12 protein-coding genes and 1 pseudogene are annotated in these 12,341 nt (G+C 69.2%); 6 read left to right on the top strand and 7 right to left on the bottom strand.

All coding sequences use genetic code 11. From position 1 onward, the window contains the following. A pseudogene (locus tag VEC03_RS14070) lies at positions 1-434 on the bottom strand (phosphopyruvate hydratase); the annotation flags it as partial. Further along, complete coding sequence (locus VEC03_RS14065; protein WP_324916179.1) at positions 431-1,444, bottom strand: phosphotransferase family protein; 1,014 nt, start codon at positions 1,442-1,444, stop codon at positions 431-433. The pseudogene VEC03_RS14070 and the gene VEC03_RS14065, both read right to left, overlap by 4 nt. 117 nt (positions 1,445-1,561) lie before the next feature. On the opposite strand from VEC03_RS14065, the gene VEC03_RS14060 reads away from it, so the two are divergent. Beyond that, the gene (locus tag VEC03_RS14060) at positions 1,562-2,467 is read left to right on the top strand and encodes a 2-dehydropantoate 2-reductase (RefSeq protein ID WP_324916181.1); all 906 of its coding nucleotides are present in this window, start codon (positions 1,562-1,564) and stop codon (positions 2,465-2,467) included. Between the two features lie 8 nt (positions 2,468-2,475). Here the strand turns inward: VEC03_RS14060 and VEC03_RS14055 are convergent, their stop codons facing one another. Genes VEC03_RS14055 through lptF form a run of 5 tightly spaced genes read right to left on the bottom strand, consistent with a single transcriptional unit; the run spans position 2,476 to position 7,198 of the window. Then, entirely contained in the window at positions 2,476-3,648 is a 1,173-nt protein-coding gene (locus tag VEC03_RS14055; protein WP_324916176.1) for a pyridoxal phosphate-dependent aminotransferase, read from the bottom strand. Then, the gene (locus VEC03_RS14050) at positions 3,638-4,582 is read right to left on the bottom strand and encodes a CysB family HTH-type transcriptional regulator (RefSeq protein WP_324916172.1); all 945 of its coding nucleotides are present in this window, start codon (positions 4,580-4,582) and stop codon (positions 3,638-3,640) included. The genes VEC03_RS14055 and VEC03_RS14050 overlap by 11 nt, the downstream gene beginning before the upstream one ends. 44 nt (positions 4,583-4,626) lie before the next feature. Then, entirely contained in the window at positions 4,627-4,989 is a 363-nt protein-coding gene (locus VEC03_RS14045) for a CbiX/SirB N-terminal domain-containing protein (RefSeq protein WP_324916169.1), read from the bottom strand. Then, the gene (gene lptG / locus VEC03_RS14040; RefSeq protein WP_324916167.1) at positions 4,986-6,089 is read right to left on the bottom strand and encodes an LPS export ABC transporter permease LptG; all 1,104 of its coding nucleotides are present in this window, start codon (positions 6,087-6,089) and stop codon (positions 4,986-4,988) included. Before lptG ends, VEC03_RS14045 begins: the two co-directional genes overlap by 4 nt. After that, a complete protein-coding gene (gene lptF, locus VEC03_RS14035; RefSeq protein ID WP_324916164.1) occupies positions 6,086-7,198 on the bottom strand; it encodes an LPS export ABC transporter permease LptF in 1,113 nt (370 codons plus the stop codon). The genes lptG and lptF overlap by 4 nt, the downstream gene beginning before the upstream one ends. A gap of 38 nt (positions 7,199-7,236) precedes the next feature. Here lptF and VEC03_RS14030 point away from each other — a divergent pair, with 38 nt between their 5' ends. The 5 genes from VEC03_RS14030 to VEC03_RS14010 all read left to right on the top strand — a co-directional run. Further along, positions 7,237-8,730, top strand: a complete 1,494-nt coding sequence (locus VEC03_RS14030; RefSeq protein ID WP_324916161.1) for a leucyl aminopeptidase — start codon at positions 7,237-7,239, stop codon at positions 8,728-8,730. 7 nt (positions 8,731-8,737) lie between these two features. After that, complete coding sequence (locus VEC03_RS14025; protein WP_324916159.1) at positions 8,738-9,169, top strand: DNA polymerase III subunit chi; 432 nt, start codon at positions 8,738-8,740, stop codon at positions 9,167-9,169. Beyond that, the gene (locus VEC03_RS14020) at positions 9,169-9,483 is read left to right on the top strand and encodes a hypothetical protein (protein WP_324916156.1); all 315 of its coding nucleotides are present in this window, start codon (positions 9,169-9,171) and stop codon (positions 9,481-9,483) included. The genes VEC03_RS14025 and VEC03_RS14020 overlap by 1 nt, the downstream gene beginning before the upstream one ends. 138 nt (positions 9,484-9,621) lie before the next feature. Beyond that, positions 9,622-10,749: a branched-chain amino acid ABC transporter substrate-binding protein gene (locus tag VEC03_RS14015; RefSeq protein WP_324916153.1), complete on the top strand. Its 1,128-nt coding sequence runs from the start codon at positions 9,622-9,624 to the stop codon at positions 10,747-10,749. Between the two features lie 283 nt (positions 10,750-11,032). Then, positions 11,033-12,341, top strand: a 1,309-nt coding sequence (locus VEC03_RS14010) for a HAMP domain-containing protein (protein ID WP_324916150.1), incomplete at its 3' end; no start/stop codon positions are given.

Raw genomic sequence — 12,341 nt, 5'->3', positions numbered from 1 at the left:
ATCTGCGGCAGCGGCAGGCGCACGGGCCGCCCCTGCGCGAGGTAGCGCCACAAGGGCATGCGCGCGTGGGCCGCCGCCGCGTGCAGGACGGCCAGCGAGGTGGCGACCAGGGCGTTGCCGCCCAGGCGCGACTTGTCCGGGGTGCCGTCCAGCCGGAGCAGGAGATCGTCGATGCCGGCCTGGTCGGTGACATCCCGTCCGCGAAGCGCGGGTGCGATCTCCCGCTCGATGCCGCGCAGTGCCTCCTGCACGTCCAGCCCGCCCAAGCGGGCGCCGCCATCGCGACGCTCGACCGCTTCCCGCGATCCGCGTGACGCGCCGGCCGGCGCCACGCCCCGGCCAACGCTGCCGTCCTCGGCCACGACATCGACTTCCACCGTGGGGCGCCCGCGCGAATCCCAGATGCGGCGGCCCACGACTTCACGGATCCTCATGGCTTGAACTCCTGTGTCCATTGCTGCGCCAAGCCGTCGAGCATGGCAGGCGGGGCTGCGAGCAGGGCGAGCGCGCCATCCCGTACCCGTTCCCGCGTGGTGGCGCCCAGGTACTCCACGGGCGACTTCCCGTCGATGCGCGCCAGTGCCAGGGCCGGCAGCAGTGCGGCGGCGCGCGCGTCCACCGATGCCGCCAATTCCCAGTCGACGTGCGCTGCATAGGCCAGCGCGAAGCCCTGGAAGCACAGCATCAGCCGGGCTGCGTCCTCCGGCCGGTGCGCGGCCTTCAGCAGGAAGTGGTTGAGGCAGAACGCCAGGTCGAAGGCCGGGTCGCCGAACCATGCGCACTCGGCATCCAGCAGCACCGGTCCTTGCGGACCGACCAGGATGTTCTTCGGGCTGACGTCGCCGTGGACCAGCACCCGGCGGGTCCGTGCCGTGCGTGCGACCAGCTCCAGCAATCGGTCGGCCACGTGCGGATGGACGCGCGCCGCTTCCTCGAGATAGGGTTCCAAACGCAACGCGTGGAACAGGGCGCCAGTGTCGAAGCGTTCGGCCACGTGGGGCCGGTCGGCGGTGGCCGCGTGGATGCGGCCCAGCACGTCGCCGGCCTGCCGGGCGACGCCGGGCGCGATCTCGCCCGCGAGCAGCAAGGTCTTCCAGTTCCTGTGGTCGCTTCCCAGCATGGGCATCACGAAGCTGCCGGTGGCGCGGTCCTCGCCGACCACTTTCGGCACATGGCCGGGAACCAGCGCATGGGCGGTGCGCAGCCACTCGATCTCGTGGAACACGCGCTCGACCGGGACCCGCCATTCCTTGGCCACCTTCAGTCGCGGCAACGCCTGCTTGACGCACCAGTCGCCCGATCGCAGCGCCACGCGGTAGATGCCGCTGGAGACGCCGCCCGGCAGCGGCTCGGCGACCACCGGTTCGCCGGGCTCGGCGAGCCGCAACCCCGCGAAGATGCGCTGCAGCGCGTCGGGGTCCTGCGAAAGATCCACGTGGGACATCGCGCCGGATTATCGGCACCTGTCCTGCGCCGGGCCTCGGGACAAGCCTGGGTACGAGCACCCGGATGCCGAAGAGGTCTGACCGCGCTGCCTACAATCCGGCCCATGGCAAATGCATTGCGCGTGGCAGTGATGGGGGCGGGCGCGGTCGGCTGCTACTACGGCGGCATGCTGGCGCGCGCCGGACACGAGGTGACGCTGGTGGCGCGTCCGCAGCACGTGGAGGCGATCCGTCGTGCCGGGCTGCGGATGGAGACGCGCAGTTTCGACGAACGGGTGCAGCTGGCCGCCACCGGCGATGCCTCGGCGGTGGCAGGCGCCGACCTGGTGCTCTTCTGCGTGAAGTCCATGGACACCGAAGCGGCCGGCGCCCAGATGGCCCCCCATCTCGATCGTGGTGCCCTGGTGCTCTGCCTGCAGAACGGCGTCGACAACGCCGACCGGCTGCGCACCGTGCTGCCCGGGCATGCCGTTGCCGCGGCGGTCGTCTATGTCGCGACCGAGATGGCCGGACCCGGCCACCTGAAGCACCACGGACGTGGCGAACTGGTGATCGAGCCTTTGGCGCGCAGCAGCGGGGTCGCGCAGGCGCTGGCGCAGGCGGGCGTGCCCACGGAGATCTCCGACAACGTGCGCGGTGCGCTCTGGGCCAAGCTGATCCTCAACTGCGCCTACAACGCGGTGTCCGCGATCGCGCAGCGGCCCTACGGCGAGAACGTGCGGAGCGAGGGCATTCCCGAAGTCATGCGGGACGTGGTGGCGGAGTGCCTCGCGGTCGCGCGTGCCGAGGGCGTGCAGGTGCCGGGCGACATCGACGCCGCGGTGCACCGCATCGCCGAGACCATGCCGACCCAGTTCTCGTCCACCGCCCAGGACCTCGCGCGCGGCAAGCGCAGCGAGATCGATTTCCTCAACGGGCTGGTGGTGCGCCGGGGCGAGGCGCTGGGCATCCCGACGCCGGCCAATCGCGTGCTCTGGGCGCTGGTGAAGCTGATCGAGGGCAAGCCGGCAGCCGCCGGCTGACACACCCCTTAGAGCCGGGCCAGGCGGCCCAGGGCATCCCTCAGGGTGTCGTCCTTCTTCGCGTAGCAGAACCGCACCACGCGCTGGTCGAAGCCGTTGCCGTAGAAGGCCGACAAGGGGATGGCCGCCACGCCGATCTCGCGCGTCAGCCACTGGCAGAACTCGTCCTCGCGCAGGTCGCTCACCCCGGAGATGTCCACGCACTGGAAGTAGCTGCCCTCGCTGGGGAGCATGCGCAGCCGCGTGCGGGCCAGGCCTTCCCGGAACAGGTCGCGCTTGCGCTGGTAGAAGGCCGGCAACTCCAGGCAGGGCTTCGGGTCCGCCATGTATGCGGCCAGTCCGTGCTGCACCGGCGTGTTGACGGTGAAGACGTTGAACTGGTGGACCTTGCGGAACTCGGCCGACAGGGCAACCGGTGCCAGCACGTAGCCGACCTTCCAGCCGGTCACGTGGTAGGTCTTGCCGAAGCTGGAGACGATGAAGGCCCGGGCAGCCAGGCCCGGAAAGCGCGCCGCGCTCTGGTGCGCCTGGCCGTCGAACACCATGTGCTCGTAGACCTCGTCGCTGATCAGCAGCACGTCGGTGGGGGCCAGCAGCTCCTGCAGCCGCAGCATCTCCTCGCGGGTCCATACCGTGGCACTGGGGTTGTGCGGCGAGTTGACCAGGATGGCCCGGGTGCGCGGCGTCAGCGCTGCGGCGATCGCGTCGAAGTCCGGCCGGAAGGTGCCGGGTACCAGCGGCACGCGCACCACGGTGCCGCCCGCCAGCTCGATGTTGGGCACGTAGCTGTCGTAGCAGGGTTCCAGCACGATCACCTCGTCGCCGGGCCGCACCACGGCCAGGATGGCGGTGATGATGGCCTGGGTGGCACCGGCCGTGACCGTCACCTCGGTGCCCGGGTCGTAGCAGCGGCCGTAGAGGGCCTCGACCTTGCCCGAGATGGCCTCGCGCAGGGCCGGGATCCCCGCCATGGGCGGGTACTGGTTCAGGCCCTTCTCCATGGCCTGAGTCACGGCCTGCACCAGCCGCGGATCGCAGTCGAAGTCGGGGAAGCCTTGTCCGAGGTTCACGGCGCCGGTCTCGGTGGCCAGCGCGGACATCACGGTGAAGATGGTGGTGCCCACGGCGGGCAGCTTGGTCTGGATGGCCGGCGTGCGCGCGGCGTTGGCGTCAGAGGTCATAGTCGTTCGCGTGGCCGCTCATGGCCTTGGCGATCAGGTTGCGGTTCAGGCGGTCCGGCGAGACCAGCTCGGCGAACCGCAGGACGAAGTCGCGCAGGTAGGCGCCGCGCTTGAAGGCGATGCGGGCGACGTTCTGGCCGAACAGCGCCCCCAGCGGGCGCGCGACCAGGCCGTCCTGCCCGTTCCCGGTCACTGCCATCTCGGCCACGATGCCGATGCCCAGCCCGAGCTGGACGTAGGTCTTGATCACGTCCGAGTCGATCGCCTCCAGCGCCACCCGCGGCTGCAGCTTGCGTTGCGCGAAGGCGGCGTCGATGCGGGTGCGCCCGGTGAAGGACGGGTGGTAGGTGATGAGCGGCTCGGCGGCCAGATCCTCCAGCGTGATGCGTTCCTTGTGCGCCAGCGGGTGGTCCTTGGGCACGACCAGCACGTGCTGCCATTCGTAGCAGGGCAGGGTGACCAGCTCCTGGTACTCCGTCAGCGACTCGGTGGCCACGCCGATCTCGACCACCTCGTCGATCACCATCCGGGCCACCTGGTCGGGCGAGCCCTGGTGCAGGCTGACGTTCACCTTGGGATACGCCTCGCGCAGCCGCGCGACCGGCGCCGGCAGCACGTAGCGGGCCTGGGTGTGGGTGGTGGCGATCGACAGGGTGCCGCTGTCCTGCGCGCTGAACTGCTCGCCGATGCGCTTGAGGTTGCCGACCTCCCGCATGATCAGCTCGATGCTCTTGAGCACGTGCAGCCCGGGCTCGGTGACGCGCTTGAGCCGCTTGCCGTGTCGCGCGAAGATCTCCACGCCCAGCTCTTCCTCGAGCTCGATGATGGCTTTGGAGACCCCCGGCTGCGAGGTATGCAGCGCCTTGGCCGCTTCCGTGAGGTTGAGGTTGCGGCGCACCGCTTCCTGGACGAAGCGGAACTGGTGGAGGTTCATACCAGATCAGGTCTTAAGCGAGACCATATTATGCCCGCGGGACACTAAGCTTCCAGCGCGATCGAGGCCATGCAATCGAGCGCGGTGGCCTGCTCGCCCACCGATGCCAGGGCCCTGATGGCCAGCGCCGGATGCCGCTCGCGCGCGGCCGCCAGGCGCCGGGGCAGGTCATCCCGCACGTGCTTGCCCACGCCCACGAACATGGGCAGCACCACCACCGAGGTGGCCCCTTGCGCCGCCAGGGCGTCGATGGCCGCATCCAGGTCCGGCGCCTGCCACTCCAGGAAGGCGCAGGCGACCGGCAGGCCGGGTGCGCGCTCGCGCACGCGGGCGGCGACGGCATCCATCGGCTCGCGCCAGGCCGGGTCGCGCGAACCGTGACCGAGCAGGACGATGGCGCGGGTCATCGCCGCAGCACCAACCAGGTGAACGCGCCCAGCGACAGCAGGCTGTAGAGCAGGCCGGGCGCCGCCGCGGTGAGCCAGGGCCACCAGCTTCGCAGGTTGCCGATGTAGCCGAACACGTTGTTCAGCAGGAAGAAGCTGATGCCGATCAGGACGCCTACGAACACGTAGCTGGTGATGCCACCGGCGCGGAAGTGCAGGTAGGCGAAGGGCAGCGCCATCACCACCATCACCAGGCAGCTGAGGGGATAGAACACCTTGCGCCAGAACTCGATCTCGTAGCGCTGCGAGGTCTGGCCGTTCTCTTCCAGGTGCTGGATGTACTCGAACAGTGCGACCGTGCTCATGCGGTCCGGCTTTAGCAGCGCCACCGACACCATCTCGGGCGTGATCCGGGTCGGCCACTGCAACTCGGCCACGGTGCGGTGTTCGACCTGGGGCGCGGGGCCGCTGGTGAGGAAACTCGTGACCTCGGCGTCCTCCAGCACCCAGCCGTCCACGCCGAACACGGCCCGCGGCGCGGTGGTGGTGCTGACCATGCGCCCGCGGTCGTCCGCCTCGAACAGGCGCACGCCCTGCATGGATCCGTCCGGCGCCAGTGCCGCGACGTTGACGTTGTAGGTGGTCTGCGCCTGCCGTTCCTTCAGCCAGGCGCCGGTCTGGCCGATGCTGATGCGGCCCTGGTAGCGCGCCCGCAGCAGCTGCGCGGCCTTGTCGGCGGCCGGCGAGAGGTAGTCGCCCACCGCGAAGGTCAGGGCGGCGAAGGCCAGGCCCAGCACCATCAGCGTGCGCAGCGCACGGCCCGGCCCGAGGCCGCTGGTGCGCAGGATGGTGTACTCCGAGCTCTGGGCCAGCCGCGCCATCACGAAGATGGTGCCGATCAGCACGGCGATCGGCAGCAGTTCGTACAGGTGGTTGGGCATCAGCAGGGTGATGTACAGCAGGGCCTGCGTCAGCCGGTAGGTGGCGAAGCCCCCGGCCTTGCCCACGTTGGGCAGCTCGTCGACGAAATCGAAGAAGAAGAACAGCGCCAGGAAGCCCGCGGCCACGAACACCACGGCCGACAGCACCTCGCGGTAGATGAGGCGGCGGATGGTCTTCATGCCGCCGCCTCCCCGGCCGGTCGCCGCAGGCGCGTCCTCAGGGTGGCAAGGCTCCAGTTGTTGTGCTGCTTGCCCAGCCACAGCAAGGCGGCCGCGAACGTCCCGCCATGCAGCAGCACCATGAACGGCAGGAAACCGGCACGCCCGGTGCCTATCCAGCTCTGGCCCAGGTTCAGGAGGTTGTAGTAGACGATGAAGGCGAACAGCGCGAACACCAGGTTGCCGCTGCGGCCGGCGCGCGGGTTCACGCTGGAGACCGTGATCGCGATCACCACGAAGTTGAACGCGGCCAGCGTCAAGCCGATGCGCCAGGCCAGCTCGCCCAGGTGCGGGGCGGTCGGGTTGGCCAGCAGGGCCCAGGTCGAGATCGTCTTGGAGGGGGCACTGTCCTGCGGGCCGAGCTGTGCGCCGCCCACCTTGTTGCCCAGCACCTGGAACTCGCTGATCTTGAGCTTGCTGGCATCCAGCTGGCGCTCCAGCCGCTGGCCATCGGACAGCAGCAGGAACTGCGTCTCGCCTTCCGTCACCACCTGGCCGGTCCGGGCGGTGGTGACTGTCTGCTTGCCCTTCTCGACGGTGGAGATGAAGATGTTCTTGCCCGACTTGTTGTCCGGCGTGTCCTTGTCCAGGAAGAACACCCGGGTGCCGCTGGCCGACTCCTGGAACTGGCCGGGCATCACCCGCTCGAGGTCACCGCGGTTGCCGTACCGCTCCTTCAGCTCCTGCGTCTGCTGGTTGGCCCAGGGCCAGACCAGCAGGGACAGGCCGGCGATCACGGCCAGGATCGGCCACGCGAACAGCAGCAGCGGCCGCAGCAGCGCCGACAGCCCGCGCCCCGCGGAGAACCAGATCACCATCTCGCTGTCGCTGTACATGCGCGAGAGCGTGCCGACGATGGCGATGAACAGGCACAGGGTCAGGATCGGGGGCATGTACCCCAGCACCGTGTAGCCCATGACCATCATCACTTCCTGCGGGTTCACGCTGCCGCGGTTGGCCTGGCTGAGGGTGCGGATCAGCGTCATCGTCATGACGATGGTCACCAGCACCACCAGGGTCGCGCCGAAGCTGCGGGCCAGCTCTTTGCGCAGGGAGGAATGGAATAACATCGGCGCGACTACGCAGCTCGCGGGTAAAACAGGGGATTATGGACTTCGAACTCAAGGCGCTGACGCTCGCGGATGCGGTCGCACAGAAGTGCGACGCCCTGGTGGCACTGGTCACCGATGCTTTCGGGGGCGGCGCCGATCCGGTGTCGCGCCTGGTCCAGGATGCGCGCAAGTCCGGCGACTTCGACACCAAGCCCGGCAAGCTGCTGCAGGCCTGGCGCCCCGCCGGCGTGTCCGCCACCCGCCTGGTGCTGGCGGGGGCGGGCGACGGCAGCGGCAAGCGCATCCACGCCGCCGTCCAGGCCGCCGTGTCGGCCCTGCGCACCAAGGGCGTCAAGCGGCTGGTGGTCTGCCTGCCAACTGATGCACCGGAAGGCGCCGTGCGCGCCGCCGTCGCGGCCGCGGCCGAGGCCAGCTACGTCTTCGTGGCGACCAAGTCCAAGCCCGAGGCCCGCGAACTGCAGCGCGTGACCATCGCGGTGCCCGGCCCGGCCGCGGACCACAAGGCAGCCTTCGAGGCGGCGCGCGGCGCGGCCAACGGCATCGAGTTCGCGCGCGAGCTGGGCAACCTGCCGCCCAACCTGGCCACGCCCACCCGCCTCGGCGAGGAAGCGAAGAAGCTCGCCAAGGCGCACGGCTTCCAGTGCGAGGTGATGGGCCCCAAGGAAGTCGCCCGGCTCGGCATGGGCGCGCTCCTGGGCGTGGCGCGCGGCTCCGAGGAGCCGCTGCGCTTCATCGTGCTGAAGTACCAGGGCGCGGCCGCCTCCGAGCCGCCGGTGGTGCTGGTCGGCAAAGGCATCACCTTCGACAGCGGCGGCATCTCGATCAAGCCGGCGCCCGAGATGGACGAGATGAAGTTCGACATGGGCGGCGCCGCCAGCGTGCTGGGCACCTTCCGTGCGCTGGGCGACATCCGGCCGGCCCTCAACGTCGTCGGCTTGATCCCCAGCTGCGAGAACCTGCCGGACGGCCGCGCCCTCAAGCCGGGCGACGTGCTCACCAGCCTGAGCGGGCAGACCATCGAGGTCCTGAACACCGATGCGGAAGGGCGCCTGATCCTGTGCGATGCCCTGACCTATGCCGAGCGGTTCAAGCCGCGCGCCGTGATCGACATCGCCACGCTCACCGGGGCCTGCGTCATCGCCCTCGGTGCCGTGCGAAGCGGGCTGTTCGCCAGCGACGACGAGCTGGCCCGTGCGCTGCACGAAGCCGGCGAAGCGGCCTGCGATCCGTGCTGGCGCATGCCGCTGGACGAGGAATACGGCGAGGGCCTGAAGACCAACTTCGCCGACATGGCCAACGTGGCCGGGCGTCCGGCCGGTGCGGTCACCGCCGCCAAGTTCCTGCAGCGCTTCACGGCGCGGTACCCGTGGGCCCACCTGGACATCGCCGGCACCGCCTGGAAGGGCGGCGCCGCCAAGGGATCGACCGGCCGTCCGGTCGGCCTGCTGGTGCAGTACCTGCTGGGCCAGCAGTCGTCCGCCGGGGCCAAGGCCGGCAGCGGCACGCGCCGCCGCAAGGCCGCTGCCTGAGGCGGCCATGACCGAGGTCGCGTTCCACTTCAACGCGCCCGACAAGCTGGGCTACGCCTGCCGGCTGCTGCGCAAGGTCTATGGCACCGGCGCCCACGCCGTGGTCACGGGCGACGAGGACCTGCTGCGCGAGCTGGACATCGCCCTGTGGTCCTTCAGCGCGCTCGATTTCCTGCCCCACTGCCATGGGTCGGCGCAGGGCCAGCGCGTGCAGGCGCGCTCGCCCATCGTGCTGGTGCCCTCGGTGCGGTCGGCGCCCCACCAGCAGGTGCTGGTCAACCTGGGCGGTTCGGTGCCGGAGGGCTTCGAGCGCTTCGAGCGCCTGGTCGAAGTCGTCTCCGGCGACCCCGGCGATCGGCAACTCGGCCGCCGGCGGTGGCGCCACTACAAGGATCGCGGCTACGCGGTCGACCAGTACGACGTGGGGCAGGTGCGCTGATGGCCAGCCGCACGCCGCCGCGCTACGTGCCGACCCTGACCGAGGTCGTGTCGGCGCCCGCGCCGGCCCGGCAGCCGGCCCGGCCGTCGCAGGAGCAGCTGGTCAACCGCATCATGCAGCGCATCGACTTGACGCTGGACAAGCGCCTGCGCGAGGCCATCGCCAGCGTGGTGCTGGAGCACAGCCGGGCACTGGCGCCCGCGCTGCGCGAGGAGGTGGAGGCGGTGGTGGGTGCCGTGGTCGCCGAGGCGCTCGCCGACGAACTGGTCAACGAGGTGCGTGCCGGCAGCGAGCCGCGTCCCTCCGGCGATTGACACGACCCTTGCCCGGCGCCCGCCGCTGAGGCAAATCCCGTGCGTTTCCCCTTATGGCTTGCCCAAAAAAATTCGGATATGTTCCCGGCCGTTGAGCTGATAAACGATCTCAACCCAATCCACTTCCGGAGGTAATCCATGCAGATGAAGTTGAAGTTGACGGTGGTCGCCGCGATGGCCGCCGCCTGCGGCCTGGCGGCCGCGCAAGAAGTGATCAAGATCGGTCACGTCGCCCCGGTCTCCGGTGCCCAGGCCCACTACGGCAAGGACAACGAGAACGGCGTGCGCATGGCGCTGGAGGAAATCAACGCCCAGAACATCACCATCGGCGGCAAGAAGGTTCGCTTCGAGATCCAGGCCGAGGACGACGCCGCCGACCCGAAGCAGGGCACCGCCGCCGCCCAGAAGCTGTGCGACTCCAAGGTCGCCGGCGTGGTCGGCCACCTGAACTCGGGCACGACCATCCCTGCCTCCAAGGTGTACAACGACTGCGGCATCCCGCACGTCACCGGCGCGGCCACCAACCCCAACCTGACCAAGCCGAACTACAACACCACCTTCCGCATCATCGCCAACGACAACGCCCTGGGCGCTGCGCTGGCCCTGTACGCGGCCGACACGCTCAAGCTGAAGAAGGTCGCCATCATCGACGACCGCACGGCCTACGGCCAGGGCGTCGCCGAGGTGTTCAAGAAGACGGCGCAGAAGAAGGGCATGCAGGTCGTGGACGAGCAGTTCACCACCGACAAGGCCACCGACTTCATGGCGATCCTGACCGCCATCAAGGCCAAGGCCCCCGACGCCATCTTCTACGGCGGCATGGACCCGCAGGCCGGCCCGATGCTGCGCCAGATGGAACAGCTCGGCCTGGACAAGGTCAAGTACTTCGGCGGCGACGGCATCTGCACGTCCGAGATCATCAAGCTGGCGGCCGGCGCCAAGACGCTCGAGAACGTGGTCTGCGCCACCGGCGGTGCTTCGCTCGAGAAGATGCCCGGCGGAACGGCGTGGAAGAAGAAGTACGACGCCAAGTACCCCGGCCAGTTCCAGGTCTACAGCCCGTACACCTACGACGCGACGTACCTGCTGGTCGACGCCATGAAGCGCGCCAACTCCTGGGATCCGAAGAAGTACATCCCCGAGCTGAAGAAGGCCAACTACAAGGGCGTGACCGCCGTCATCCAGTTCGAGCCCAACGGCGAACTGAAGAACCCGGCCACCACCCTGTACACCTACAAGGGTGGCCAGAAGGTCGCCCTGAACTGAGCCGCACGCGCTCGTTCGTGAAAGGCCGCCGCGAGGCGGCCTTTTTTCATCTGGCGTCCGCAGGCGGGCCGCGCAAAAGCCGCTGGGTCACTCGTCCCAACCTGCTCTGCCGTACGTGTAGTACGCAGCATCGTCTTCCTGTAGGTGCGCTCCTACAACCCGCGCCGGCACTGGGTTTGCAGGCCATCCGTACACGGCCGAGGTTGCCTCATCCGTCCCGAGTCACTACGCTGCGCCCCTTGCCCGCCGGGTGTGGCGGCGGGCGCCTGCATGGGGACGATCAATGGAAGTAGTGGCCAAGCTACCGAAGGCCGGGCAGCGCGACGGCGAACTCGAGTTGCTGCTCAAGGCACTCGGCGCATTCCGTCGCGGCGAGAGCGGCGTCACCTTGCCCGGTGACTGGGAAGGCATCAACGGCCGCATCGCCGCCGAGTTCAATGAGCTCTCCCTGCAGACGGCCAGGACGTCCCACCGCCTCAAGTCCGTCGAGACCATCTCCCGGCTGGGTGGAAAGGCCAGCCGCCGCATCGAGGACGACCGGCTCACCGGCTTCTGGCAGGACCAGCTGGGCACGATCAACCTGCTGGTGGACGAGTTGCAGGTCACGGGCGACAACACGCGGGCCCTGCTGAAGGCACTGACGGAGCTGAAGAAGGGCAGCACGCGCGCGCAGCTGCCGCCGGACTGGAGCGGCGTCTTCGGCAAGGTCGCCGACGCCTTCAACGACGTGGTGAACGAGAACGTGCGCATGGCGCAGGAACTGGCCCGCCTGTCGCGCGTGGTCGGCAAGGAAGGCAAGCTCAAGGAGCGCGCCCAGCTGCCCAACGCCACCGGTTTCTGGCGCGACTCGGCCGAGTCGATCAATTCGCTGATCGCCGACCTGGTGCACCCGACGTCCGAAGTGGCGCGCGTGATCGGCGCCGTGGCGCAGGGCGACCTGACGAAGTCCATGGCGCTGGAGCCGGACGGCCGGCGGCTGGAGGGCGAATTCCTGCGCACCGCCATGACCATCAACAAGATGGTCGAGCAGCTCGGCAACTTCGCCGCCGAGGTGACGCGGGTGGCGCGCGAGGTGGGCACCGAAGGCAAGCTGGGCGGCCAGGCCGACGTGCAGGGCGTGGCCGGCACCTGGAAGGACCTGACCGACTCGGTGAACTTCATGGCCGGCAACCTCACGGCCCAGGTGCGCAACATCGCCGACGTGACCAAGGCGGTGGCGGCAGGCGACCTGTCCAAGAAGATCACGGTGGACGTCAAGGGCGAGATCCTGGAGCTGAAGAACACCATCAACACCATGGTGGACCAGCTCTCCTCCTTCGCTTCTGAAGTGACGCGGGTGGCGCGCGAAGTGGGTACCGAGGGCAAGCTGGGTGGCCAGGCCGACGTGCAGGGCGTGGCCGGTACCTGGAAGGACCTGACCGACTCGGTGAACTCCATGGCCGGCAACCTGACGGCCCAGGTGCGCAACATCGCCGACGTGACCACCGCCGTGGCGGCGGGCGACCTGTCCAAGAAGATCACGGTGGACGTCAAGGGCGAGATCCTGGAGCTGAAGAACACCATCAACACCATGGTGGACCAGCTGCGCTCCT

It is taken from the genome of Ramlibacter sp., from assembly GCF_035627355.1.
In the GTDB taxonomy this organism is placed as follows: domain Bacteria; phylum Pseudomonadota; class Gammaproteobacteria; order Burkholderiales; family Burkholderiaceae_C; genus Ramlibacter.
This window is presented reverse-complemented; position numbering and strand designations above follow the sequence as displayed.

Bases quoted from the DNA above. Each gene is read 5' to 3' on its own strand.
- VEC03_RS14065 (WP_324916179.1), bottom strand. From the start codon at position 1,444: ATGTCCCACGTGGATCTTTCGCAGGACCCCGACGCGCTGCAGCGCATC.
- VEC03_RS14055 (WP_324916176.1), bottom strand. From the start codon at position 3,648: ATGACCTCTGACGCCAACGCCGCGCGCACGCCGGCCATCCAGACCAAG.
- VEC03_RS14050 (WP_324916172.1), bottom strand. From the start codon at position 4,582: ATGAACCTCCACCAGTTCCGCTTCGTCCAGGAAGCGGTGCGCCGCAAC.
- VEC03_RS14045 (WP_324916169.1), bottom strand. From the start codon at position 4,989: ATGACCCGCGCCATCGTCCTGCTCGGTCACGGTTCGCGCGACCCGGCC.
- lptG (WP_324916167.1), bottom strand. From the start codon at position 6,089: ATGAAGACCATCCGCCGCCTCATCTACCGCGAGGTGCTGTCGGCCGTG.
- lptF (WP_324916164.1), bottom strand. From the start codon at position 7,198: ATGTTATTCCATTCCTCCCTGCGCAAAGAGCTGGCCCGCAGCTTCGGC.
- VEC03_RS14030 (WP_324916161.1), top strand. From the start codon at position 7,237: ATGGACTTCGAACTCAAGGCGCTGACGCTCGCGGATGCGGTCGCACAG.
- VEC03_RS14025 (WP_324916159.1), top strand. From the start codon at position 8,738: ATGACCGAGGTCGCGTTCCACTTCAACGCGCCCGACAAGCTGGGCTAC.
- VEC03_RS14020 (WP_324916156.1), top strand. From the start codon at position 9,169: ATGGCCAGCCGCACGCCGCCGCGCTACGTGCCGACCCTGACCGAGGTC.
- VEC03_RS14015 (WP_324916153.1), top strand. From the start codon at position 9,622: ATGCAGATGAAGTTGAAGTTGACGGTGGTCGCCGCGATGGCCGCCGCC.